Source organism: Pseudomonas sp. p1(2021b) (assembly GCF_020151015.1).
Classification (GTDB): domain Bacteria; phylum Pseudomonadota; class Gammaproteobacteria; order Pseudomonadales; family Pseudomonadaceae; genus Aquipseudomonas; species Aquipseudomonas putida_K.
In genome coordinates this window covers 1,497,263-1,521,132 of the sequence record NZ_CP083746.1, presented here as the reverse complement: position 1 = coordinate 1,521,132, position 23,870 = coordinate 1,497,263, and the positions used below count along the sequence as shown (strand labels likewise).

The following is a 23,870-nucleotide window of genomic DNA, read 5'->3' as shown; positions in this document are numbered from 1 at the left end:
TGTTACGGCGCACTTTCCGGTGACCACTACACCTAAGCATTAGGGATAATACAGATCCTCTCCCTCCTCTGTTTGGACCACCATTCTATAAGCGACCGCCCATGATTCTTCGTCCTGTGGACAAGGAGGTGTCTTACTTCCAAAAATAAATACAGTATCCCCAACCTTAAGCCGACCGCTTAATTGATTATTTAAATCCACCACTTGGAATTGATGCAAAAACACCATTGGCACATTATCCAAATATGCCCATCTAGGTTCGCCCACCCATTTGGGTGGTTCGGCCATGAAAACAAATTGATCTTTAAGCTTCTCGGCAAGCCATTTTTTTCTATTCTTAGGAGCCCCTTCTTTCTCATAAATTAAAAAAAGATTTTTCATGAAGCCGTCTGCTTGCTCATCATCTACAGAGCCCGCAAACTTTGCAGACACCATTATTGCATCTGCACAAAAATAATTAAATTCACTAAGCACCATTCAACCCTCTCAAACTTACCATTGACCGATGGTCTTTGTAATACTTTGAAGCTCCCACCCCAAATTTCTATATGCGTCCATAGAGGCATGTCCCCATGGCGTAGCCTTTGTCAAGTTCCAACTTTCATTAGCCACCCCAGATCCCATTCGCTGTGGAAGGTATTGATGATGAAGCTCCAAAGGCGCATTAATTTCTACGACTTGCCCTACACGTCCCCGAGCCCTATTCCAAGCTGTATCTTTATACTTCACCTTAACCCGCATCATCGGCGCTCTGCCGGAAAGCATTCTATTAATATTTCTACTGGAGTACTGCCCAGGCATTGAATTTTTAGCTTCATTCTTCCAATAATTTTTCTTGGCCGTACTCCAGCAAAGAAGCCCCCATGGATCGGCCCAAATCATCGGATTTGGAGCAAAATCGTAGAGGTTTACCCCCCCTAATACCCCTACTGGATCTTGAGTAATAAATCTTCCTACTATTGAGTCATAATACCGGAGCGTATTGAAATGCAGTCCTGTTTCGCTATCCAAGTACTGCCCTTGGAAGCGCAGATTCTGCTCAACCTCATTGACGGCTAATTGCTCAATCTCTCCCCATGAGCGATACGTCGCCTGCCAAACGATCTCACCGTCGCTATCCGTCAGCTCCAGCGGCGTACCGATCTGGTCAGTATGGAAGTAATAGACCTTCTGCCCTTCCCCTTCGAGCTGATCGACACGTGCCAGCGGTGCGTAACTCCCCGGCTCATAGAAATACAGAATGCTCTGCCCCGGCGTCTCCTCACGCAGCATCCGCAGCCCTTGCCAGAGGAAGCGCTTCTGCTCGACTTCGCCGTTGATTTCCGACTGCTTCGCTACTCGCCGCCCCAAGCTGTCATAACGGTAGTGCCCGGTGCTTTCCAGCTTGCCATTGACCGTTGTTTCTGCCCGCACCAACCGGTTTTCGCAGTCATAGGCAAAATACTGCAGCGTGCTGTGCCCCGAGCGCTTCTCGATCAGGTTGCCCCAGGGGTCGTAGCTATACTCCTGGTCCCGCCACTGTTTGATCCGGTTGTCCTTGACCTTGGCGAACTGGCGGGCGTTGAAGTCCAGGCGGTTGGCCGCCGCGTCGTAACGAAACTCTTCGCTGCCTATCAGCGAGCCGGTATCGCGGCTGTGTAATTGGCCGTTGGCTTCGTATTCGTATTTGACCTCGCCGCGTAGCTTGTCGAGCGTGCGTACCAGTTCACCCGCCGGGTCGTACTGATAACGGCGGTGGATGGGGTTATACGCATGCTCCACCAACAATGAAGTATTGATACCGGTGTTGTGCACTTGCGAGAGCTTGTCGGCTGGCAAGGTCGAGGCGAATTGCCAGGCCTTGCGCCCCATCGCATCGTAACCAAAGCAACTGGTGAGCTTGCCCTGGGTCCGGTAGACCTCACGGTGCAGGTCATCACGCTCCATGTCGCTGATCACCTGGCCGTCCAGGTTCAGCTGGTGCAGGTGCCCGCTGCCGTAGTACAGATGGTTGACTTTGCGGCCATCCGGCAGGGTCAATGTGGTCAGGTTGCTGAGCGGGTCGTATTCATAACGGAGCGCGCCGGCGGGCGTGACTTCCTGTGTTAACCGGCCGAGCAGATCGTAGGCGTACTCCAGCTTCTCTTCCGTGATCCCAAGCTGCTTGCCGATCCCGGTCGGTTGCCGCTCGATGCTCAGCAACCGGTCGCCGTCGTCGTACGCGAAGGTCTGGCTCGCATCGCGGTTGATCTTGGCGACCAACCGGCCAATGCTGTCACGCTCGAACAGCGTGTGCCGTTCCGGGCGTTCGGCATTTTCGCCGTAGCCAATCTCATCCAGTCGGGTGAGATGACCTCCGGGGTTGTAGCTGAAACGCCGGGTCAGGTTGTCCACCCGTACTTCTTCGACCAAGCGGTCCGACGCATCGTAGGCAAAGCTGTAGGTCGCGTTGTTCTCGTTGACCAGGGCGGTAAGACGCAAAGCCTTGTCATATTCGTACCGCACCCGCTGCCCTTTGGCGTCCTGGCGGCTGCTGGGCAGGCCTCTTGAAGTGCGCTGCAGGCGGGTGGTCTGGCCCTTGCCGTCGGTGTGTGCGATTACCTGGCCGAGGGTGTTGTAGGTGAAGGTTTCCGAGGTGCCGTCCGGATGGGTGATCTTCAGCACTTCACCGTCCGGCTTGCGCTCCAGCGTGGTGGTCTGGTTCAGCGCGTCGGTGACGGCGACCAGGTGCTGGCGCTCGTCGTAGCGGTAGTAGGTGCTCTTGCCCGAGCAGTCCTCGAAGCGTTCGACCTGGGCATGGTTGTTCCACCACAGGTACTTGGACTTGAAGTTCGCATCGATGATGGTGTGCGGCAGGCCATCTTCGCCGTTGAGGTATTCGGTTTTGTTGCCTAGCGGGTCGATCTCGGCGACCAGGTTGCCCTTGTCGTCATAGCGGGACTTCCACACGCTGCCATCCGGGAAACGGGTTTCGGTCACCAGTGGCGTCGCAAAGTGGTGCTTGTAGCTGATCTTGCGGCCCAGTGGGTCGGTTTCCTCGACCAGGCGGCCAAAGTCGTCGTATTTGAGCGCCAGCTGGTTACCGTCGGGCAAGGTGAGGCCGACGATGTTGCCGAACGCGTCGAAATCGATGTTGTAGCGTTCACCACCGAAATCCCGGCTGGCGATGACGCGGTTGTCCTCGTTGTACTGGATCTCCAGTTCGCGGCCCAACACGTCGGTCGCCCAACTGGTACGTTGGCCGAAGTCGTAGCGAAAATGATAATGCTCGCCGTCGCTGGTCCAGTGCTCGACCACGCGTGGTTTACCGTCCTGGGTTTGCCAGCGGTATTCGCACATCAGGCCAAGCGCATTGCTGTGGCGTACCATCAGGCCGTCGGCGTAGTGGAAATGCCGGATGGAATCGCCGTTGCGGTTGATGACCTCGATCAGTTGGCCGTTATCGTCATAGCGATAGCGCACCAAAGTTTCCACAGCGCTGTCGCCCACCACGCGTTTGACGTCGGTAAGGCGCCCTAATGGATTGTCGTAGTGCAAGTGGACACGCACAGCGCCTGGTGCTGTGATGTCCGTCAGGCTGCCATTTGCGCTGTAGGTAAAATGCAAATAATGGCCCAGCGCATTCTCCAGACGCTGCAAAGGGACCCTGCTATTGTCGTTCGGCACTTCGCCGAAGTAGAAAAAAACATTGTCCAGCGTTTGCAGAATGTAGTGCCCACCTGCGGTACGCACGAGGTGGATGTGCTCATGGGGGTTGTAGATGCTTTCGCCGGGCTCCAGATCGATGAACGGAACGCTGCGGCCTTGGTTGTCGGTGAGGTAGACAAAGCCACCCTTGCGGCGCAGATTCTGCTCCCAGGGCAAGATCCAACCCCGTCCCAGCGCGCGCTCTACGGCAAGATCGCTAGCGTAGAAGCGAGACCATTCGATAGGCATCAACCCCGGCAACACGAAGTCTGTTTCATCGCCCAGCAGTTTACGGCCATTGGTCAGGTCTACCGGGTTTCCGATAAAGCCACCAATCGCTCGCTCCACGGCGGGGCCAATGATGTAGCGCCCGGCAAGGTAGCTTGCCGCAATCGTAGCCCCTACTCGCAAGGCACAAGGGCCGGCTGCCTTGAGACCCGCCTGTAGGCCCAGACGGCCGACCGACCAGACCGAGCGCCCCATGGACGCCACGACCATCAAGATATCGACGGTCACCCGTAGCCATTCGGGCACCTCCTCGTCCACCGGCAAATAGCGCGTGGTGCCGCCACCGATGTATACGTTGTTCGACCCGCCCGAAATCTTGGCGCCGCAGGTCAGCTTGTCGCCTTTGCGCGCCGCAGCGACACCGTTGATGAACACATTCGAGGAGCCCTCCGCCACCCGCACGGTCGCAGGGTGCTTGTCGCACTTTGCCGTACTCAAGGTGGCGAGGGCCGCGTTCCGCTGGTTGATGAACACGTTCGTCGAGCATCCGGCCAATTCTATCTGTCCAGCCGGTGAACTGAACGTTGAGCCAAATCGCTCGCCCATCATCGGAATCAGGCTGGCACCGATACCAACGGCTGCTGCCAACAGAAAACCACCAAAACCGGCGGTACAAATGGTGAAGCTCGCCGCTGTAGCGATCACCAAGCCAATCACCGCCCCCGCAAGAAATCCGGCCAAAGCACCGGTATGTTCAATTTCATCACCCCAACGTGCTGCTTCGAACATGACTCAGTCCTGAGTGACGTTATCGGATGATGCTGCAGCATCCTGGCGTGGCTGGAAGCTGTTCAAGAGCGCAAGCCAGCTCTCGTTCTGCTTGCCGTTGAAGTCGGCCTGGCTGGTCGTCGAGAAAACCAGGATACGCCCTGGGGCAACCTCGAATGCGGCCTGGCGTTGATAGACGGGGCGGCCATCGTTGAGGTAATAACCTTCTATCTGGACGCCCATCAGAGGCTGGCTGGACGATAACTGCGCGGGCTTGCGGGCGAGTACGGTGTAGCCACGCAGCTTGGACGCGATCAGTTTCACCTGACGGTCGATATAGGCATCGAGGTCCTCGGCAGGCAGAACGTTGTCTCGCGAAATCGTGATGTTCAACGGTGCGGGGATATTGCTGCCCAAGATGAACATGTTCACCGTCCGATCCTGGAAGCCTTCCGGCAACGTGATGCTGCCTTCCTGAAGCTGATAGTCCATGGGTTTCAAATTCCATTTGAAAGAAAAAATTACTGAGCCGTCATCCCGGCCAGCATGGCCTCGAACTCAATCAGCCAATCGGCCAGCGGCGCCTGGGCTGGGTCGATCTGGGTAGACACCTCGAGCCAGTGGCGGATGTCGCTCTCGTGGGTGATGATCGTGCACACCGTACGCCCGTGCCGGCGCGCTTGGCCAAGCTGGAACTCATAGTCGAGTGCTACTGCCGGGTGCCCTGCCAACAACGTTTCGGCCTGGCGTACCAAGGTCAGTTCGGCATGGCAGTCGCGCAGCTTCTTCACATACGCGTCTATGGCCGTGGGCAGTTCCAGGTCATCTGGTGCGCCTCTCAGGCAAGCCCTGAACATGACCTCGCAGCCGGCGAACTCCAACGTGGTTTCGATGGTTCGAAAGCTGAAGCCTGCGGGTACCCGCATATCGAGCCCGGCGATGCGTAACGCATTGCTCTGCGCATTCAACGGCAATGCCTGGACAGGGGCGGGCATCGCACTCAGGGCCTGGGCGGCCTCACGCTCCTGCTCGGCCTGTCGCCGTGCGAGCGCCTCGGCAGCCTCACGCTTTTGGGAAATCCTGTCGTAGATGCTCGTGGTGGCCATCGCTACGCCTTGTTCGTCGATATCGACACGGTCACTGCCGTGGCGATTGCTTCGATCGGTGTGGGGTTGGCCAGGTTGTGAAACTTGAACAGGCGGCGGTTATGCGGCAACAGCAGCGCTGCGGCCAGGTCCATGGTCATGCGAGATCTCCTTGAAAGTACGGCCAGCACGCTTATGCGATGCTCAGCTGCTCCGATCCAGCGGGCACTCAGCCCGCACTCTGCCTAGCAGAAGCGGCCATCACGATGGGCTCACACGCCGATATGCCATGCGCGGCAGAGAGGCCAAAAGAAAACACCGGTAAAAGCTGCACTGTCAACGTGCTGGGGCCCGGAAACAATCGGCGAGGTAGAGTGGCCAGGCGATGCCTATTTGACACCATTCATACATTTGTTCCCCTTCCAAAAAGCACCGGCTTTCGCTGAATGCCCTGCCGCAGAGGGGTTTCCAGGTACGTGTCAGCGCACCATAGAAGTGGTTACCGACCTGCTCATGCCAACGCCTACCGCGCCCGACTCACATGCGAAGAAAAGTGTTTCATAACGTGGACTAACGTTCCAAAAAGCCAATGGCGGATACCTGGCGCTGCGGCTCAGCCTTCACCCTGCTCCCTCTCCCGCCGTGTTGAGTTACCATAGCCGCCCCTCTGAGAAGCTCATCATTCAAGCGAAGCACAAGCTTGCTTGACCCCACTCGACAGGTCATCCATGCGTCTGTTTCACACCTCCGACTGGCACCTGGGCCAAAGCCTGCACGGCCAGGAACGCGACTTCGAACATGCCTGCTTCCTCGACTGGCTGCTTGGCCAGTTGCGTCTGCGCCAGCCCGATGCCCTGTTGATCGCCGGCGATATCTTCGACACGGTCAACCCGCCGGTCAAAGCCCAGGAGCGGCTCTACGACTTCATCGTCCAGGCCCATGAGCAACAGCCCAAGCTCGACATCGTGATGATCGCCGGCAACCACGACTCCGGCTCGCGCATCGAGCTGCCCGCGGCCCTGATGCGGCGCCTGCGCACCCACGCGCTGGGGCGGGTGCACTGGCTCGATGAAGGCCAGCTGGATGCCGAGCGGCTGTTGATCCCGCTGACCAATGCCCGTGGCAAGGTCTGCGCCTGGTGCCTGGCCCTGCCCTTCCTACGCCCGGCGGAAGTCACCGGGCCGCAGCTGGGCGACGACTACCTGCAAGGCATCACCCAGGTGCACCAGCAACTGATCGAAGCCGCCCAGGCCAAGCGCAAGAAGGACCAGGCCCTGGTCGCCATCAGCCATGCACACATGGCCGGTGGCACGGTCTCGGAAGACTCCGAGCGCAGCCTGGTCATCGGCAACGCCGAAGCCCTGCCGGCGCGCCTGTTCGACAAGGCCATCAGCTATGTCGCCCTGGGCCACCTGCACAAGCCGCAGCGGGTCAACCGCGAGGAACGCATCCGCTACAGCGGCTCGCCGATCCCGCTGTCGTTCGCCGAGATCAACTACCCGCACCAAGTGCTGGAAGTGGAGCTCGACGGCGCCGAGCTGGTCAGCGTCGAGGCCCGCCTGGTACCCCGTGCGGTGGCCCTGCAACGTATCGGCCCGGCACCGCTGGGCGAGCTGCTGCAGCAGTTGACCGACCTGCCGGTGGTCGACCTGCTGGAAGACCCCAACCGCCAGCCCTGGCTGGAGGTGCGGGTGCGCCTGGACGAGCCACAGCCGGACCTGCGCCAGCAGATCGAAGGCGCCCTGGAGGGCAAGGCCGTGCGCCTGGTGCGCATCAGTGCCGAGTACGCTGGGCGCGGCAGCCAGGACGAGGATGAACGGGCGTTCGTCGAGCTGTCGCAGATGACTCCACAGGACCTGTTCAGCCGCGCCTGGGAGCAGGCCTATGGCAACCCCGTCGACGAGCAGGCCCTGGCCGACTTCGCCTTGCTTCTGCAGGACGTGCAGGAGGAGGAGGTGCAGCCATGAAGATCCTTGCCATTCGCCTGAAGAACCTGGCCTCGCTGGCCGGCCCGATCGACATCGACTTTACCGCCGAGCCCCTGGCCAGCGCTGGCCTGTTCGCCATCACCGGGCCCACCGGCGCAGGCAAGAGCACCTTGCTCGATGCCCTGTGCCTGGCGCTGTTCGGCACCGTGCCACGGCTCAACGATATCGGCCGGGAAGCCAAGGTGCCCGACGCCGATGGCGAGATCGCCACCTACGACCCGCGCAACCTGCTGCGCCGCGGCACCGGCAGCGCGTACGCCGAGGTGGATTTCGTGGGCATCGACGGGCACCGCTACCGCGCCCGCTGGGAAGCCAACCGCGCCCGTGAAAAAGCCAACGGCAAGTTGCAGCTCAGTCGCCAGAGCCTGTACGACCTGGACGCCGAGCAATTGCTGGGCAGCGGCAAGAACGAATACAAGCAGCTGGTCGAGGCGCGCCTGGGCCTGAACTTCGAGCAGTTCACCCGCGCGGTGATGTTGGCCCAAAGCGAGTTCGGCGCCTTCCTCAAGGCCGACGACAAGGACCGCAGCGAACTGCTGGAAAAACTCACCAACACGGCGATCTACACCCGCCTGGGCCAACGCGCCTTCAGCAAAGCCCGCGAGGCCGGCGAAGCGCACAACGATCTGAAGAAACAGGCCGAGCACCTGGTGCCGATGGCCGCCGAGGCCCGCGCCGAGCTCGACCAGCAGTTGGAGCAGGCCCAACAGCAGTTCAAGGCCGGTCAGGCGCGCCAGCGCCAACTGGAACAGCAGCGGGCCTGGCTCGATGAACAATGCAAGCTGCAGGCCCAGCACGCCGAGGCCCAGGCCGCCTTGCTAGCGGCCGAGCAAGGCTGGGAACAACTCGCCGAGCAGCGCCTGGACCTGCAACGCCTGGAACGCCTGGCCCCCCAACGCCACCAGTTCCACCGCCAGCAAGTATTGACCGCACAACTGGCGCCCCTGGCCGCAGAACTCGTCGACCAGCAGCGCCAGCAGGCCGACCTGCTGGTCTGCATCGGCGAGCTGGAGCAAGCGCTGGAGGCGGCGCGCCAGACCCTGGCGCACAACCAAGCCCAGCACAGCGAAAACGCCCCTCTCCTGCGCCAGGCCTTCGCCGCCCAGGACAGCCTGGCGCGCCTCGACCAGGCGCTGGCCAGCCAACGCAGCGCCGCCCAGCAGGCTGACCAGGACGTCGCCGAGGGCCAGCAGCAGGTGCAGCAGCTCGAGGAGCACCAGCAACGCAGCCAGCAGCACCTGGCACAGATTGACATGGCGCTGGCCGACAGCGAACACCTGGCGGACCTGGCCAGCGCCTGGCAGGCCTACCTGCCGCAACTCAAGCAGGTGATGCAGATCGGGGCGCGCCTGACCAAGGGCCGTGAAGAGCTGCCCGGCCTGCAGGCCCAGGCCAGCCAGGCCAACGCCCAGCTGCAAGGCCAACGCGACGCTTTCGAACTGCTGTTCCGCGAAGCGGGAGCCGAACCCCAGGCCCTCGCCGAGCAGATCGACCTGCTGGGCGCCATGCTCCAGGACAACCGCAAGCAGCAACGCGCGGTCGAGGAGCTGTCGCGCCTGCAGGCCCGTGAACTGGAACTGCGCCAGCTCGTCGCGACCTTGCGCGAGCGCCAGCAGCAGGCCATGCAGCAGCGCCAGCGACTCATCGGCGAAGGCACCGCGGCCAAGGCCGAACTGGAAACCGCCGAACAGGCGCTCGCCCTGACCCGCCAGTTGCTGGAGCGCCAGCGCCTGGCGCGCACCAGCAGCGTGGAAGAGCTACGCGGACAATTGCGCGACGGCGAACCCTGCCCGGTCTGCGGAAGTGCCGAGCACCCGTTCCACCAGCCAGACGCCCTGCTGCAGAGCCTCGGCCGCCATGACCAGATCGAAGAGGACGCTGCCCGTGCGCAAGTCGAGCGCCTCAACACCCGCCTGGTGGAGCTGCGCACCGAGCTGGGCGTGGTCAATGCCCAGCTCAAGGACTTCCAGCAACAGCAGGTGCAACTGGGCGAGCAGCTGCAACCCCTTGCCGAACAGCTCCAGGCGCATACTCTGTGGCCGGCCCTCGCCCCGCAGGACGACAATGCCCGCCGCACGTGGCTCGACGGCCAGCTGCGTCGCCTGGGCGAAGAGATCGATCGCGACGAAAAACGCCAGGCGGCCCTGCTGGCCCTGCAGAAGGACGCCGCCCGTCTCACCCAGCAGCTGCAGGCGGCAAGCGAGGCCCAGCAACAGGCCCAGCGTCACCTCGAGCAGCAGCACCAGGCCCTGGCCGCGGACGAGCAGCAGCTGCAACAGGGCTTGAACGACCTGGCCAACGTGCTGCCTCAGGATATCCTCCAGGCCCTGCGCGACGACCCGGCCACGGCCTTCCTCGGCCTCGACCAGCAGATCGCCCAGCGTCGCCAGCAGCTCGAGCAACGCCAGGACGAACAGCAGGAGCAGCAGGCCCGCCAGGTGCAACTGGACAAGTTGCGCGACCAGCAACAGGCCCGCCTGGCTGCCCAACAGCAGCTCCGGCACACGCTCGCCACGCTGGATGAACAGCGCCAGCAGGCCCTGGCGACCTTAAGCGAACTGCTCGGCGAACAGGCCAGTGCCGAAGCCTGGCAACAGCACATGGACACCCAGCTGGAACAGGCCCGGGTGGTCGAGGCCGAAACGGCCCAACGCCTCCAGGCGCTGCACACCCAGGGCGTGCAACTGGCCAGCGAACTCAAGGCCAACCACCAGCGGCAACAGGCGTTGGAGCAGGAATGCCAGCAGCTACAGGGTCAGATCAGCCGATGGCGCAGCGAGCACCCTGAGCTGGACGACACCGGCCTGGAACGCCTGCTGGCCATAGACGATGCCCAGCTCGGCGAACTGCGCCAGCGCCTGCAAACCGCGGAGAAGGCCATCGAGCAGAGCCGTGTGCTGCTGCAGGAACGCGAACAACGCCTGCAGCAACATGCCGAGCAGGGCCAGGGCGATCTGGCTGCCGAAGCCCTGCATCAGGCCCTGGCCGAAATCGGTCAGCAGTTGGCCCTGCAGGAACAGCAGTGCGCCGAGCTGCGCGCCCGGCAGGCCGACGATCAACGCCGCCAGCAGGCCCATCAGGCCCTGGCCGAACAGATCGACCAGGCCTACCAGCAATGGCAACGCTGGGCACGCCTGAACGCCCTGATCGGCTCGGCCTCGGGGGACGTGTTCCGCAAGATCGCCCAGGGCTATAACCTCGACCTGCTGCTGCACCACGCCAACAGCCAATTGCGCCAGTTGGCCAAGCGCTACCGCCTCAAGCGCGGCGGCAGTGCCCTGGGCCTGCTGGTGCTGGACACCGAAATGGGCGACGAGCTGCGCTCGGTGCATTCGCTCTCCGGCGGCGAGACCTTCCTGGTGTCGTTGGCCCTGGCCCTGGGCCTGGCTTCCATGGCCTCGAGCACCTTGCGCATCGAGTCGCTGTTCATCGACGAGGGCTTCGGCAGCCTGGACCCCGAATCGCTGCAGCTGGCCATGGATGCCCTCGACGGGCTGCAGGCCCAGGGGCGCAAGGTGGCGGTGATTTCCCATGTGCAGGAAATGCACGAGCGCATCCCGGTGCAGATCCAGGTGCGTCGCCAGGGCAATGGCTTGAGTGATGTGGAGGTGTGCGGGTGATTCTCTACTCGTTCCGTCGCTGCCCTTGGGCCATGCGCGCACGCCTGGCATTACGCTATGCAGGCTGCCCGGTGGAGGTCCGCGAGGTGGCAATGAAGAACAAGCCGGCCGAGCTGCTGGCCTTGTCGCCCAAGGGCACGGTGCCGGTGCTCGATACCGGTGCCGGGGTGCTGGAGGAAAGCCTGGACATCATGCGCTGGGCGCTGGCCCAGAACGACCCACAGGACTGGCGCCTGCAGGCCGACCCGGGCGGCGCGCAACAGGCCGAGGCCTTGATCGCGCGTAACGACCGGGACTTCAAGGTACACGTGAACCTGTACAAGTACGCCGAGCGTTACCCCGACCACCCGCGAGCGTTCTATCGTCAGCAGGCCGAACCGTGGCTGGTCGAGCTCGAAGGGTTGCTCGAAGGCCGGCCCTACCTCTTGGCCGACCATCCGAGCCTGGTCGACGCCGCCCTACTCCCACTGATGCGCCAGTTTGCCGGGGTGGAGCCTGACTGGTTCGCCGAAGCACCCTACCCCCGGTTGCGCAGCTGGTTGCAAGGGTGGCTCGAGTCGACGTTGTTCAAGGCCATCATGGCGCGCTGAGCAGTTCGCCGTAGCAGCTTCGGTGCCTGTGAGATCGAGCGCCGCCCGCGCGGCGCTCGATCGGATAGGCGCTGAACCTTTCACGACGAACACCTGGCAGCCCTGACACCTCCTCAACACGCCCCAAAATAAAGGTCACTCGAGAAACTTGAGATCCGATGGCGCATCCTGGGCCAGCTTCTGCACGGTTTCGCCCAGCTTACCGCTACGCGGGTCGCGGCGCAGGACCACGATCTGGTTGCTCTTCTGGTTGGCCACCAACAGGAACTTGCCGCTGGGGTCGAGGCTGAACTCCCGTGGGTGGTCGCCTTCGACGGAGCGGCGCTGCAACAGGGTCAGCTGGCCATCGTGCTTGTCGACCGCATAGGCCACGATCTCATTGCTGGTGCCGCGGTTGCTGACATACAGGAAGCGCCCGTCGGCCGACAGGTGCAGCCCACCGGCGGCCTTGGCCGCGGCCTCCTGGCGCTCGGTCAGGGGCAGGCGTTGGCGCTCCACCAGGTTGCCGTCCTGCACGTCGAACATCACCACCTCGGCGCTCATCTCCAGGGTGAGGTAGGCGTGCTGGCCCTTGGCGTCGAACAGCAGGTGGCGTGGGCCGCTGCCTGGAGGCAGGCTGACCGACGCGGGAATCGCCGGGCTCAGCGGATGTTCGGGGCTGGCCCCATCGTAGCGGTAGATGAACACCTGGTCGGCACCCAGGTCGCTGGCATAGAGGTGACGGCCTTCGGGCGAGAACACCACCGAATGCACATGGGCCCCGGCCTGGCGTTCGGGGTTGACCTTGCTGGGCGCGTGGCGCAACTGCTGGACCACGCCCTTGAGCTTGCCGTCTCGCGCCACCGGGAGCACCGCCAGGCTGCCGCCCGGCACCGGTGCGACGGCATAGTTGGCAACGAACAGGTAGCGCTGGTCATGGCTGAGGCTGGCGTGGGTCGGTTCGTCGCCACGGCTGGCCACCTGGTTGAGCAGCTTGATGTCGCCCTTGGCATTCAGCGAAAAGCTGCTCACATGGCCCTGGGGCGTCTCGTTAACCGCGAACAGCAGGCGCTGGTCGGCAGACAGCACCAGCCAGGACGGGCTGACACTCTTGACCACCTGCAGCGGCTTGACATCGAGCTGGCCGCTGTCGCTGTCGAAGCGGTAGCGGTAGATCCCTTGGCTGGCACCGTCGGTGTAGCTGCCAACGAGCAGTACCGCGGCATGGCTGTTCACTGTCAGGCCCATGAGACTAGCGGCCAGCAGGGTCTTCCAAGTCTTCATCATCGTCATCTTCCGAAGCGCGCAGGGCATCCATACAGACTAGCCGATGCTCGCCTTCGGCATCGGCGAGCCGCCACTGGTCGCCCTCGGCGATAGCGGCGGCCACCTGGTCGAGGGTGAAGCGCCAGCGACGCAGCTGGCGGCCGTCCATGCATTCGATCGAAAGGCCTGAGTCGTCGTAGGTGAAGTCGAAGGCATGGAGCCCGTCGATCAGCAGCATGTCGCAGGCTGCGAGGGCGGTGGCGAGGGAAGACATTGGAGCACCAGGTAAAAAATGGGGCGCCAGTATAACCCCGGGGCTGCTGTGCAGCCCAATCGCCGGCAAGCCGGCTCCCCCAGGGACTTCGCCAATCTTGAGAGCGGCGCAATCTCGGTGGGAGCCGGCTTGCCGGCGATTGGGCCGCAAGGCGGCCCGTGTGGATCAATGGGCGAAGATCGACCCGCCCACCTTGCCCGCCAGCTTCTGCGGCTTGATCAGGAACCGCGCCAGCGCCGGCAGCAGCCACAGCGCACCAAACATGTTCCATAGCAACATGAAGGTCAGCATCAGGCCCATGTCGGCCTGGAACTTGATCGCCGAGAAGATCCAGGTGCACACGCCAATGGCCAGGCACAGCCCGGTGAACAGCACGGCCTTGCCGGTCGACCGCAGGGTTTCGTAATAGGCCTCCTGCAGCGGCAGGCCGGCACGCAGGAAGCTCTCCAGGCGGCTGTAGATGTAGATGCCATAGTCCACGCCGATACCTACGCCCAGGGCGACCACCGGCAAGGTGGCGACCTTCACGCCGATGCCCATGAAGGCCATCAGGGCGTTGCCCAGCACCGAGGTCAGCACCAGGGGCAGGACGATGCACAGGGTCGCGGCGAACGAGCGGAAGGTGATCAGGCACATCACCGCCACGCACAGGTAGACCAGCACCAGGATGGTCAGCTCGGCCGACTTGATCACCTCGTTGGTGGCCGCCTCGATGCCGGCATTACCCGCCGCCAGGAGGAACTGCAGGCCATCCTTGTTGTGGCTGTCGGCAAAAGCCTTGGCCACCGAGGTCACGCGCTCCAGGGTTTCGGCCTTGTGGTCGTTGAGGAACACCAGCACCGGCGCCAGGGAGCAGTCGGCGTTGTACAGGCCGTCGGCGCGGGCGATGGAGTTGTTGAGCACGTCCGGGTTGCGCGACAGGGTTTCCCATTTCAGGCTGCCCTCGTTCATGCCCTTGATCACCTGCTTGGACACGGTGACCAGGGAAATCGCCGACTGCACGCCAGGGGTGTTCTCCATGGTCCACATCAGCTCGTCGATCGGCGCCATGGTGGAATGGATCGAGCAGCTCTCCGACGGCGTCTTGACCATGATCACCAGCACGTCGGAACTGGTGGAGTAGTTGTTGATGATGAAGTTGTTGTCCTGGTTGTAGCGTGAGTCCGGACGCAGCTCCGGCGCGCCCTGGTCGAGGTCGCCGATCTTCAGGTTCTGGCTGTACCACAGGCCACCGGCGAAGGCCGCCAGGGCCAGGGCGATGGACACCGGTGCCACCTTGGGGCTGGCGAAATTGGCCAGTAGGCGCCAGAACGGGTGTTCGCGGGTCGCGTCCTTCTTGCTGCGAGCGATGGCCTTCTGGCTGATGCCCACATAGGAGATCGCCACCGGCAACAGGATCAGGTTGGTGAAGACGATCACCGCCACGCCGATCGACGCACCGATGGCCAGCTCGCGGATCACCCCGATGTCGATCACCAGCAAGGTGATGAAGCCCACGGCGTCGGCCAGGATGGCGATCATGCCCGGCAGGAACAGCTGGCGGAACGTGCGCCGGGCCGCGGTCAAGGCATTGTCGGCGCCGCTGGACTGCAAGGCGATGCCGTTGATCTTCTGCACGCCGTGGGAGATGCCGATGGCGAAGATCAGGAACGGCACCAGCATCGAATACGGGTCCAGCCCGAAGCCCACTGCATGCATCAACCCCAGTTGCCAGACCACCGCCACCAGGGTGGTGATGAGGACCGCGATGGTGCTGCGGATACACCAGGTGAACCAGTACAGCAAGGCCCAGGTGATGGCCAGGGCCACGCCGAAGAACATCACCACCATCACCAGGCCGTCGATCAGGTCACCGACCTTCTTGGCGAAGCCGACGATATGCACCTTCACGTTGGGGTTCTGGGCCTGGAACTTGTCGCGGATCTTCTCTTCCAGCTGGTGGGAGAACTGCTGGTAGTCGAGCTTGACCTGCTTGCTCTGGTCCTGTGGGTCCGGGTAGCTCTCCATCAACGGCACGTCGACGATGCTGGACTTGAAGTTATTGGCCACCAGGCGCCCGACCTGGCCGGACTTGAGCACGTTGTCGCGCAGCTCCTCGAGGCTCTGTGCCGAGCCGTTGTAGGTGTTGGGGATCACCTCGCCGCCGGCGAAACCGTCTTCGGTGACCTCGGTCCAGCGCACCGCCGGGCTCCACAGCGACTTGAGCCCCGCACGGTCGACGCCAGGAATGTAGAAGACCTCATCGTGGACCTGGCGCAGGGTCTCCATGTAGTCCTTGTCGAAGATGTCGCCATTGACCGCCTCCACCGAGATACGCACGGTGTTGCCAAGGTTGGCCAGGTCGTTGCGGTGCTCGATCATCTGTTCGATGAACGGGTGCTGCAGCGGGATCATCTTCTCGAAGCTGGTGGACGGGCGGATCTGCGTGGCCTGCCAGAACAGGAAGATGCTCACCAGCAGGCACAGGGCGATGACCACTGGCCGGTTGTTGAAGATCAGCCGCTCGAGCAGGGTGGCCTTGTCCTGATGGTGTTGCTGGTGCATGTCGAAGCTCTCCCGGCTGGTCATGGCTGCACCTCCTCGGCACCCTGGGCAGTGGCCAGGTGCACCCCGCCCTGCCCGACCAGCAGCAAGCCGCCGTCGGCAAGGCCCGTGGCAGCCGACAAGGCGATGCGGTCGGCACGGTTGTAGACCGAGAAGCTCTGGCCATCATCCTGGCTACGCAACACGCTGCCACTGTTACCCACCAGCACCAGGCTGCCATCTTCCAGAAGCGTAGCGCTTGCCAGACCGAACTCGAACGGGCCGCGGGCGCTCTTGAGCGGGATCGGTTGCCAGGTATCGCCGAAATCGGTGGAGCGCAGCAGGTTGCCGCGCAGGCCATAGGCCAGCAGGGTGCGCGCCTGGGTGGTGCCGATCACACCGAACAGCGAACCCTCGTAGGGGCTCTGGACCACGGACCAGCTCTGGCCGTTATCGCTGGAGCGGAACATGCTGCCCTGCTCGCCGACGATGAACAGGCCGCCGTCCTTGACCTGGGCGATGGCGTTCAGGTGCAGCTGGTCGGGGTTGTCCAGGCGCTCGCCGATGTCCTGCCAATGCTGGCCGCCATCGGTGGTCTCGAGCAATGCGCCATAGGCGCCGACAGCGAAACCGTGCTGGGCGTCGAGGAAGGCGACATCGAGCAGGGGCGCCTCGCGGGCGAGGTCTTCGAACTGCTTGCTCCAGGTGGCGCCGCCATCGTTGCTGGCCAGCACCTGGGCGTCATGGCCGACGGCCCAGCCACGCTTGTCGTCGAGGAAGAACACGGCGGTGAGCAGTTGACGGGTGGGTACCCGGGCTTGGGCCCAGGTCTTGCCCTGGTCGTCGGAGAACAGGATATGGCCCCGGTCGCCGACCACCACCAGCCGCTTGCCGGCATGGGCGACATCGATCAGCAGGCTCTGGCTGGCCCGGGCCGACTCCACCGAATACTCCTCGGCCGCCGCGGCTCGTGCACCACCTGCTCCTGTCGCCAACGCCAACGCCAGCAGCGCACTGGCCGCCAGCGGCCAGGCACCGCGCCTGGCTTGCGCCATCACCCGATCCGTCATGATCGCCCCCTGTTGTGTTCTTGTAGTGGGTCAATCTATTGCCAGGTACTGCGAAAAGCCTGTTCCAGAGCCCTGCAATAGCTTTGGGGCCATCGTATCGGGGTTATCGGCGGGAAGACAACGAGCGGGACGTTATGTTTTGTTAAGCACTCGAAAGCATCGCGGGGCAAGCCCGCGCCTACACCGGACCGCACCACCCTGAAGGCCGCGCTGTACCCCTGTAGGAGCGGGCTTGCCCCGCGAAAGGGCCGCCAAGCGGCCCCCTGGCCCTCAAGCCAAGCTCTTGCTCACCACTTCATACACATCGCTGGACAACGCCCCGGACGCCAGGATCCGCTCCAGCTCGCCCCGCATCAACGCCTGGCGCGCATCGTCATACTTGCGCCATCGGGTCAGCGGCGCCAGCTGGCGCGAAGCGATTTGTGGGTTGAGGGCGTTGAGCTCGATCACCAGGTCCGCCAGGAAGCGGTAGCCCGAGCCGTCGGCGGCATGGAAGTTCACCAGGTTCTGCCCGGCGAAGGCCCCGATCAGCGCACGCACCTTGTTCGGGTTCTTCAGGGTGAAGGCCGGGTGCTGCATCAGCGCCTTGACCCGCGCCAGGCCACCCGGCAGGGTGCTGGCCGCCTGCACGCTGAACCACTGGTCCATGACCAGCGGGTTGTCCTTGAAGTGCTCGGCGAAGGCTTCCAGGGCCTTGGCGCGCTCGGCCTCGAACGGCGAGTTGACCAACACCGCCAGGGCGGTGAGGCGCTCGGTCATGTTGTCGCACTGGTCGAACTGCTCCAACGTGGCTGCGAGCACCTCTGGCTTGCCGCTGAGCATCAGGTACGACAGGGCGATGTTCTGCAGACTGCGCCGGGCGAAGTGCTCGGCCTCGGCGACATAGGCGGTGTTCGCCGATACCGCGCGGTTGGCCTGGTAGCGCGCCCACAGGGCATCGAACAGCTGCTCGGCGATCTGCTTGCGGGCGAACTCACGGGCGGCGTGAATGGCATCGACATCGGCCACCTGACTGATCTCGGTCAGGTACGCCTCGCCTGGCAGCGAGAGCATCTCGGCGACCATGGCCGCGTCGAGCGATGCGTTGCCCAGCACGGTGCCCAGGGCCGTGATCAGGCGCTGGTCGAGCTTGAGCGCCTCGCCGCGCTGGTGCTGGCCGATCAGCTCCTGCAACACCTGCACCGACAGTTGCTGCCCCGCTTCCCAGCGGTTGAAGCCATCGCTGTCGTGCTGCATGAGGAACATCAGCTGGTCGCGGTCGTAGGGGAAGCTCAGCTTGACCGGCGCGCTGAAGCCGCGCAACAACGAGGGCAGCGGCTTGGCCGCGATGCCTTCGAAGGTGAAAGTCTGCTCGGCCTCAGTCACCGACAGTACGCGGCTGGTGCCCTGCGGCGCGGTTTCGCCGGCCAGGCGCAGTGGCAGGTCGTTGCCCTGGGCATCGAGCAGGCCCAGCTCGACCGGGATCACGAACGGCAGCTTCTGGACTTTGTCCGGGGTCTGCGGGCAGCTCTGGCGGAAGGTCAGGCTGTAGCGCTGGGCCGCGGCGTCATAGGCTTCGCTGACCTCCAGACGCGGGGTGCCGGCCTGGTTGTACCAGCGCTTGAACTGCGTGAGGTCGACACCGTTGGCGTCTTCCATGGCCTTGATGAAGTCGTCGGTGGTCACCGCCTGGCCATCGTGGCGCTCGAAGTACAGGTCACTGCCCTTGCGGAAACCCTCCGCGCCCAGCAGGGTACGCACCATGCGCACCACCTCGGCCCCCTTCTCGTACACGGTCAGGGTGTAGAAGTTGGAAATCTCGATGAAGCTGTCCGGGCGCACCGGGTGGGCCATGGGGCCGGCGTCCTCGGCGAACTGGTGGGTACGCAGGTAGGCCACGTCCTCGATGCGCTTGACCGTGCGCGAGTTCATGTCGGCACTGAACTCGGCGTCGCGGAACACCGTAAAGCCTTCCTTGAGCGACAGCTGGAACCAGTCGCGGCAAGTCACACGGTTGCCCGACCAGTTATGGAAGTATTCGTGGGCCACTACGCCTTCGACGCGCTGGTGGGCGGCATCGGTGGCGGTTTCGGCCCGGGCCAGCACACAGCTGGAGTTGAAGATGTTCAGGCCCTTGTTTTCCATGGCGCCCATGTTGAAGTCGTTGACCGCGACGATCATGAAGATGTCCAGGTCGTACTCGCGACCATAGACCTCTTCGTCCCAGCGCATGGACTTCTTCAGGCTGACCATGGCGTGGTCGCACTTGTCGATGTTCTCGGGCTCGACATAGATGCGCAGGGTCACATCACGGCCGGACTGGCGGGTGAAGGTGTCCTCGACGCACCACAGGTCACCGGCGACCAGGGCGAACAGGTAGGCCGGCTTCTTGAACGGGTCTTCCCAGGTGGCCCAGTGGCGCCCATCTTCCGACGGGCCGTTGCCGACGGGGTTACCGTTGGACAGCAGCACCGGGTAGCGATGCTGCTCGGCGATCACCGTGGTGGTGAAGGTGCTCATCACGTCCGGGCGATCGAGGTAGTAGGTGATCTTGCGGAACCCCTCGGCCTCGCACTGGGTGCAGAACATCTTGCCGGACTTGTACAGGCCTTCGAGGGCCGTGTTGCTTTCCGGGTGGATCCGCACGCTGGTGTCGAGGGTGAAGCGCTCGGCCTTGGGCTGCAGGGTCAGGCTGTCGTCGTCGAGCTGATAGTCGCCGGCGGCCAGGGCCTGGTCGTCGAGCTGCACGCTCAGCAGCTCCAGTTGCTGGCCGTCGAGCACCAGTGGCGGCAGGCCGGCGCCGCGCGCCGGGTTGCGGCGCATGACCAGCTGCGCATGGACCAGGCTGTGGTCCTCGAACAGCTCGAAGGTCAGGTGCGTTTCGTCGATCAGGTACTCGGGCGCCTGGTAGTCCTTGAGGTAGATCACTTGCGGTTGTTCGGTACGCATAGTGCTGGTCCTTTTACTGGTGCACGGCCAACTGGTAGGCCGTGTACTTGCGAATGTTGATCACGCCGGTGTCGAAGATCAGGTACTGGCCCTTGATACCCAGCAGCGTGCCTTCGGCCACCGGGTCCTTGTCGAGGTTGAAGCTGACGATCTTTTTCGGGTAGGCCTCGACCGGGTAGCGCATCTGCACCACCTCGGCATCGGGTACCGGCTGGATGGCCTGCAGGCCGAAGCGCGCCTGCAAACCACGCAGGCCCTCGGCACAGGCATCGAAGACCTGCTCGCGGATGGCCGGCAGGTCGAGCACCTCGGCATCGCCCTTGAGCAGCGTGCGCCAGTTGGTGCGGTCCGGCACCTGGCTGCGCAGCAGGTCTTCGACCAGGCCCGACTGCTGCCGGGTGGCCACGCGCATGATCGGCAGGGCCTGGCTGGCGCCCTGGTCGAGCCAGCGCGTGGGCAGTTGCGTGGCACGAGTGATGCCGACCTTGATGCCCGACGAGTTGGCCAGGTACACCACATGGTCGGTCATGCAGAACTGCTCGCCCCACGACGGCTCGCGGCAGGTGCCGGCGTCGTAATGGCATTTTTCAGGGGCCATGATGCACACGTCGCACTGGGCCAGCTTGGTCATGCAGGGGTAACAATAGCCCTGGCTGAAGCTGGTCTTGGTGCGCTTGCCGCAATGGGTGCAATGGATGGCGCCGAGGTATTCCAGGCGCACGGTGGAACCGATCAGCGGGTTGACCGGCACCTGCTCCTCACCCAGGCGGAAACTGTATTGAACGACCGGTGCTTCCAGGCGCACCGCCATCTTGCTCAAAGAGCCACGAGCGAGTTCGATCAATGTACCGAGTCCGACTTGAACAGGATGTTGGGGACCGGTGCCGACTTCGACGCGCACTCCTGCGGGCCCATGTAGCCGGTGCGCTGCTCCTCGGGCAGGTTCTTCATCTCCCAGGCGATCACCGCCTGCAGGGACAGTTCCTTCTGCTCCGGGGTCAGCTTGCGGCCGTCGGCCCATTTGCCGATTTCCACGGCCAGCTTCAGGCTTTCGTAGATTTCGGGGGTGATGTTCTGGATCATTTGCGCGAACGTGGACATAGCGTCTCCTCAATCAGGCCGACAGTTTACGCCGTGCCAGCGCCCCGCCCAAGAGCCCGGTCAGGCATCCGATGAGCAGCCCGCCGACGTGGGCGGCATTGGCGACCTGGCCGAAGCCGAGCTGGCCGACCACACCCGTCAGGCACACCAACAGCCAGATGAGCATCATCACCAGCACGCCCTTGGGCAGGCTGAACAGGGGGTTGGGCGCCAGCCACTGGTACAGCCACACGTGCCCGAGCAGGCCATAGAGCACGCCGGACAAACCGCCGAACAGGCTGGGGCCGCTGGTGTAGTGCTGGGCAAGGTTCGAGACCAGGCTGAACACCAAGGTCAGGCCCAGCAGCATCCACGGGCCCTGGCGCAACTCGATGCGCTTGCCCAGCTCCCAGTACCAGAGGGCGTTCATCGCCAGGTGCAGGACGCCGAAGTGCAGCAGCATGGGCGATACCAGGCGCCACCACTGCCCTTCGGCCAGGCCCTGGGCCAGCGGGGTGAAGTACAGGTACTCGCCCTGTACACGGAATTCCAGGAAGGTGAACCAACCGATGGTCGACAGGTTGTCACCCAGGCCGGTCACGCCGGCCACCACCAGGCACAACAGCAATATGGCGGCAGTGACCTTGCAGGCGCGGGCCTGCTCGGCCAGGGAGGGCTGGGCCGGGCCGTTCGCGGGTAGGCCCGCGCCCTCAATGTCCAGGTCGTCGTTGCCTTCGGGGAAGCGCTGGTACAACTGGCGCACGTCGTCGGCCAGCGACTCGGGCACCCAGAGCACCTGCTCCTGGCCCTCCTCGACCACCCGGTGCGGCACCTGCAGGCGCCGCAGCATCCGCACGAAACCGCCCAGGTCCACTGCCAGCGGCAGGCGCATCGCCTCGACCACGTTCATTGGTTGGCCTGCGGACGGTCGACATCGACCCAGACGAACTTGTGCGGGTCGATGCGGGTTTCGTCGTCCAGGCGGTAGGCCGCCAGCTTGCCGTAGAGCACCGCGCTGTAGTCCAGGCAGGCCAGGTTGGCGCGGATCGGCGCGGGTCGGCCGCTGCGCCAGTAATGGCCGACGAACAGCAAAGGCTCGTCCTCGCCGTAACGCAGCAGGGCATTCTTCTCGCTGTGGCTCAAGGGTGTGCGGGCCACTTCCTCGGGCAGGGCGTCGGGCTGGAACACGATATCTCCGTAGGTCTGTGGGTCTTCTTCCCAGAACTTGGTGCGGAAGAAGGCACGGGTCAGGCCATCGCCGCCGGTCAGCGTCAGGCCGTCCGGCAGGCGCATGTCGGTGCCGCGCAGCAGGCGGTTACACACGGTGGCGGCGAAGCTGCCGGACACCGCCGAGGCCTGGATGAAGTGTTCGTCGATGCACCCGTCGGGGTATTCCCGGCGCAGCGGCTCGATCAGGCGAGGGTCCCAGCAGGCATGCACCAGGCGGAAACGGCCAGCGTCGACGAACAGCGGCAAGGTGTAGAACCACTCGAGGAAGTCATGCCAGTCGCCCGGGTGCTGGGCGAACTGGGTCAGGGTTTCGTCGATCAGGCGGGCGTGGCGGGGCGTATGCTCGCGCACGTAGGCCTTGCCACTGCCGGGCAACGCCGGGGTGACCCAGGCCAGGGCGTTGTATTCATGGTTGCCCATGATGCAGAACCCTTGGCCGGCCTCGACCATGTCATGGACGATGTGCAGCGCCTCGCGGATACGCGGGCCGCGGTCGACGATGTCGCCCAGGAACAGCGCCTGGCGCCACGGGTGGCGCCAGACACCGCCGATGCGCTTGTAGCCGAGGGTGTCGAGCAGGCGTTCCAGGGTCAGGGCACAACCGTGGACATCGCCAATGATGTCGAAACTTCGCGCCGGATCGAGCATCAGTCGCCTCCACCACCCAAACGGCTGCCCCAGCCGAGTTTGGTGCGGCAGACCTCGTAGTAGTTGTGGTCCAGCGGATGGATCAGGCGCAGCTTCTGCGGTTTCTTGCACACCGTGATGGTATCGCCCGGCGCGCAGGTGAAATGGTTCTGGCCATCGCAGGACACCTGGGGGTAGATCGTCAGGTCTTGCGACACCACGATCTTCAGTTCGCTGTTGCCGTCCACCACGATCGGCCGCCCGGAGAGGGTGTGCGGGTACATCGGCACGATGACGATGGCGTCGAGCTTGGGGTGCATGATCGGCCCGCCAGCGGATAGCGCGTAGGCGGTGGAGCCAGTGGGGGTGGCGACGATCAGGCCGTCGGCCTTCTGGCTGCAGACGAACTGGCCATCGATGTAGATTTCGAATTCGATCATCCGCGTCGACTTGCCCGGGTGCAGCACCACGTCGTTGAGTGCATCGCCCTGGCCAATGGCCTCGTTGTGGCGGCGTACCTCGGCCTGGAGCAGGAAGCGGTTTTCCACCAGGTAATGGCCGTCGAGCACCTCGGCGACCTTGACCTCCAGCTCATCGGGGCGAATGTCGGTGAGGAACCCCAGGCTGCCACGGTTGATGCCCAGCACCGGGATGTTGTGCCGGGCCAGGGCGCGGGCTGCGCCCAGCAGACTGCCGTCGCCACCGACCACGATGACCAGGTCGCACACCTCGCCCAGCAGCTTGCGCGTGGAGGTCTGCAGGCCATGGCCGGGCAGCACCTCGGCGATGGTGTCCTCGAGGATCACGTGCAGGTGGCGCTCGAGCAGGAATTTTTTCAGCCGGCGAATGGTGTCGAGCACCTGGGAGCTGCCAAGGCGTCCGATGATACCGATATTGCGAAATTGCTCCATGGGGCTCCTGCGAGGCTCTGCGGCGGGTGACGGGTGG

At 63.5% G+C, this 23,870-nt stretch carries 17 protein-coding genes and 1 pseudogene; 3 read left to right on the top strand and 15 right to left on the bottom strand.

From position 1 onward, the window contains the following. Positions 1 to 39: 39 nt before the first annotated feature. From K8374_RS07120 to K8374_RS26415, 5 genes and pseudogenes are all read right to left on the bottom strand, one after another. Positions 40 to 477 carry a hypothetical protein gene (locus K8374_RS07120; protein ID WP_224458451.1) on the bottom strand — a complete coding sequence of 146 codons (438 nt, stop codon included), beginning with the start codon at positions 475 to 477 and terminating at the stop codon, positions 40 to 42. Between the two features lie 15 nt (positions 478 to 492). Then, entirely contained in the window at positions 493 to 4,683 is a 4,191-nt protein-coding gene (locus K8374_RS07115) for an RHS repeat-associated core domain-containing protein (RefSeq protein ID WP_224458450.1), read from the bottom strand. Positions 4,684 to 4,686: 3 nt separating this feature from the next. Continuing rightward, positions 4,687 to 5,154, bottom strand: coding sequence for a DcrB-related protein (locus K8374_RS07110; RefSeq protein ID WP_224458449.1), 468 nt, complete (start codon positions 5,152 to 5,154; stop codon positions 4,687 to 4,689). 29 nt (positions 5,155 to 5,183) lie between these two features. Next, complete coding sequence (locus K8374_RS07105) at positions 5,184 to 5,768, bottom strand: hypothetical protein (protein ID WP_224458448.1); 585 nt, start codon at positions 5,766 to 5,768, stop codon at positions 5,184 to 5,186. 62 nt (positions 5,769 to 5,830) lie between these two features. Beyond that, a pseudogene (locus tag K8374_RS26415) lies at positions 5,831 to 5,908 on the bottom strand (Rhs element Vgr protein); the annotation flags it as partial. Positions 5,909 to 6,475: 567 nt separating this feature from the next. On the opposite strand from K8374_RS26415, the gene K8374_RS07095 reads away from it, so the two are divergent. From K8374_RS07095 to K8374_RS07085, 3 genes are read left to right on the top strand one after another with little or no spacing between them, the layout of a single operon-like run. Then, on the top strand, positions 6,476 to 7,714 hold the full coding sequence (locus tag K8374_RS07095; protein ID WP_224458446.1) for an exonuclease SbcCD subunit D C-terminal domain-containing protein: 1,239 nt from the start codon (positions 6,476 to 6,478) through the stop codon (positions 7,712 to 7,714). Beyond that, positions 7,711 to 11,355 (top strand): AAA family ATPase, encoded by a 3,645-nt coding sequence (locus K8374_RS07090; protein WP_224458445.1) that lies wholly within the window; start codon positions 7,711 to 7,713, stop codon positions 11,353 to 11,355. The genes K8374_RS07095 and K8374_RS07090 overlap by 4 nt, the downstream gene beginning before the upstream one ends. Continuing rightward, a complete protein-coding gene (locus tag K8374_RS07085) occupies positions 11,352 to 11,945 on the top strand; it encodes a glutathione S-transferase (RefSeq protein WP_224458444.1) in 594 nt (197 codons plus the stop codon). Before K8374_RS07090 ends, K8374_RS07085 begins: the two co-directional genes overlap by 4 nt. A gap of 135 nt (positions 11,946 to 12,080) precedes the next feature. Here the strand turns inward: K8374_RS07085 and K8374_RS07080 are convergent, their stop codons facing one another. The 10 genes from K8374_RS07080 to K8374_RS07035 form a co-directional block, all read right to left on the bottom strand. Next, the gene (locus K8374_RS07080) at positions 12,081 to 13,211 is read right to left on the bottom strand and encodes a lactonase family protein (RefSeq protein ID WP_224458443.1); all 1,131 of its coding nucleotides are present in this window, start codon (positions 13,209 to 13,211) and stop codon (positions 12,081 to 12,083) included. Next, the gene (locus tag K8374_RS07075) at positions 13,177 to 13,464 is read right to left on the bottom strand and encodes a DUF5629 family protein (RefSeq protein ID WP_224458442.1); all 288 of its coding nucleotides are present in this window, start codon (positions 13,462 to 13,464) and stop codon (positions 13,177 to 13,179) included. The genes K8374_RS07080 and K8374_RS07075 overlap by 35 nt, the downstream gene beginning before the upstream one ends. 165 nt (positions 13,465 to 13,629) lie before the next feature. Beyond that, complete coding sequence (locus K8374_RS07070; RefSeq protein ID WP_224458441.1) at positions 13,630 to 16,032, bottom strand: efflux RND transporter permease subunit; 2,403 nt, start codon at positions 16,030 to 16,032, stop codon at positions 13,630 to 13,632. Further along, a complete protein-coding gene (locus tag K8374_RS07065) occupies positions 16,029 to 17,042 on the bottom strand; it encodes a WD40/YVTN/BNR-like repeat-containing protein (RefSeq protein WP_411969633.1) in 1,014 nt (337 codons plus the stop codon). Before K8374_RS07065 ends, K8374_RS07070 begins: the two co-directional genes overlap by 4 nt. A gap of 285 nt (positions 17,043 to 17,327) precedes the next feature. Next, positions 17,328 to 19,985: an aminopeptidase N gene (gene pepN, locus K8374_RS07060; protein WP_224458439.1), complete on the bottom strand. Its 2,658-nt coding sequence runs from the start codon at positions 19,983 to 19,985 to the stop codon at positions 17,328 to 17,330. Positions 19,986 to 19,998: 13 nt separating this feature from the next. Next, a complete protein-coding gene (locus K8374_RS07055) occupies positions 19,999 to 20,829 on the bottom strand; it encodes a DUF2797 domain-containing protein (protein WP_224458438.1) in 831 nt (276 codons plus the stop codon). Next, a complete protein-coding gene (locus K8374_RS07050; protein WP_084855074.1) occupies positions 20,826 to 21,086 on the bottom strand; it encodes a YeaC family protein in 261 nt (86 codons plus the stop codon). Before K8374_RS07050 ends, K8374_RS07055 begins: the two co-directional genes overlap by 4 nt. A gap of 13 nt (positions 21,087 to 21,099) precedes the next feature. Next, on the bottom strand, positions 21,100 to 21,975 hold the full coding sequence (locus tag K8374_RS07045; RefSeq protein WP_224458437.1) for a rhomboid family intramembrane serine protease: 876 nt from the start codon (positions 21,973 to 21,975) through the stop codon (positions 21,100 to 21,102). Next, on the bottom strand, positions 21,972 to 22,943 hold the full coding sequence (locus tag K8374_RS07040; protein ID WP_084855072.1) for a metallophosphoesterase: 972 nt from the start codon (positions 22,941 to 22,943) through the stop codon (positions 21,972 to 21,974). The genes K8374_RS07045 and K8374_RS07040 overlap by 4 nt, the downstream gene beginning before the upstream one ends. Continuing rightward, positions 22,943 to 23,833 (bottom strand): NAD(+) kinase, encoded by an 891-nt coding sequence (locus tag K8374_RS07035; RefSeq protein ID WP_084855071.1) that lies wholly within the window; start codon positions 23,831 to 23,833, stop codon positions 22,943 to 22,945. The genes K8374_RS07040 and K8374_RS07035 overlap by 1 nt, the downstream gene beginning before the upstream one ends. Between the last annotated feature and the right edge of the window lie 37 nt (positions 23,834 to 23,870).

Bases quoted from the DNA above. Each gene is read 5' to 3' on its own strand.
- K8374_RS07120 (WP_224458451.1), bottom strand. From the start codon at position 477: ATGGTGCTTAGTGAATTTAATTATTTTTGTGCAGATGCAATAATGGTG.
- K8374_RS07115 (WP_224458450.1), bottom strand. From the start codon at position 4,683: ATGTTCGAAGCAGCACGTTGGGGTGATGAAATTGAACATACCGGTGCT.
- K8374_RS07110 (WP_224458449.1), bottom strand. From the start codon at position 5,154: ATGGACTATCAGCTTCAGGAAGGCAGCATCACGTTGCCGGAAGGCTTC.
- K8374_RS07105 (WP_224458448.1), bottom strand. From the start codon at position 5,768: ATGGCCACCACGAGCATCTACGACAGGATTTCCCAAAAGCGTGAGGCT.
- K8374_RS07095 (WP_224458446.1), top strand. From the start codon at position 6,476: ATGCGTCTGTTTCACACCTCCGACTGGCACCTGGGCCAAAGCCTGCAC.
- K8374_RS07090 (WP_224458445.1), top strand. From the start codon at position 7,711: ATGAAGATCCTTGCCATTCGCCTGAAGAACCTGGCCTCGCTGGCCGGC.
- K8374_RS07080 (WP_224458443.1), bottom strand. From the start codon at position 13,211: ATGATGAAGACTTGGAAGACCCTGCTGGCCGCTAGTCTCATGGGCCTG.
- K8374_RS07075 (WP_224458442.1), bottom strand. From the start codon at position 13,464: ATGTCTTCCCTCGCCACCGCCCTCGCAGCCTGCGACATGCTGCTGATC.
- K8374_RS07070 (WP_224458441.1), bottom strand. From the start codon at position 16,032: ATGACCAGCCGGGAGAGCTTCGACATGCACCAGCAACACCATCAGGAC.
- K8374_RS07065 (WP_411969633.1), bottom strand. From the start codon at position 17,042: ATGGCGCAAGCCAGGCGCGGTGCCTGGCCGCTGGCGGCCAGTGCGCTG.
- pepN (WP_224458439.1), bottom strand. From the start codon at position 19,985: ATGCGTACCGAACAACCGCAAGTGATCTACCTCAAGGACTACCAGGCG.
- K8374_RS07050 (WP_084855074.1), bottom strand. From the start codon at position 21,086: ATGTCCACGTTCGCGCAAATGATCCAGAACATCACCCCCGAAATCTAC.
- K8374_RS07045 (WP_224458437.1), bottom strand. From the start codon at position 21,975: ATGAACGTGGTCGAGGCGATGCGCCTGCCGCTGGCAGTGGACCTGGGC.
- K8374_RS07040 (WP_084855072.1), bottom strand. From the start codon at position 22,943: ATGCTCGATCCGGCGCGAAGTTTCGACATCATTGGCGATGTCCACGGT.
- K8374_RS07035 (WP_084855071.1), bottom strand. From the start codon at position 23,833: ATGGAGCAATTTCGCAATATCGGTATCATCGGACGCCTTGGCAGCTCC.